Origin of the sequence: Pseudoalteromonas sp. SIMBA_162 (assembly GCF_046535955.1) — a bacterium.
GTDB lineage: Bacteria > Pseudomonadota > Gammaproteobacteria > Enterobacterales > Alteromonadaceae > Pseudoalteromonas > Pseudoalteromonas marina.
Genome location: NZ_JAWJBQ010001048.1, coordinates 1 through 242 on the forward strand (window position 1 = coordinate 1; position 242 = coordinate 242).

1 protein-coding gene is annotated in these 242 nt (G+C 61.2%); it reads right to left on the minus strand.

All coding sequences use genetic code 11. From position 1 onward, the window contains the following. Positions 1 to 18: 18 nt before the first annotated feature. Positions 19 to 242: HAD family hydrolase (locus tag R0J88_RS22905; RefSeq protein ID WP_410901303.1), on the minus strand; the 224-nt coding region annotated here is incomplete at its 5' end.

The window sequence follows — 242 nt, forward strand, 5'->3', positions numbered from 1 at the left end:
GCTGGGCGATCGCGGCCGTTACCTGGCCACGTACAGCCAATCCATCAATTCATCGAAATGCGAGACGATGCGCTGCGGCGCACAGGCCTCAAGACGCGGCACACTGTGTACGCCGTAGTCGACACCGACACTGTGCATGCCCAGGGCACGCGCCATTTCCAGATCATATTCGGTATCGCCGACCATCAGCGCCTCATGCGCCTCAACGTTCAGCTCGGCCAGCAACTCCTCGAGCATGCGAG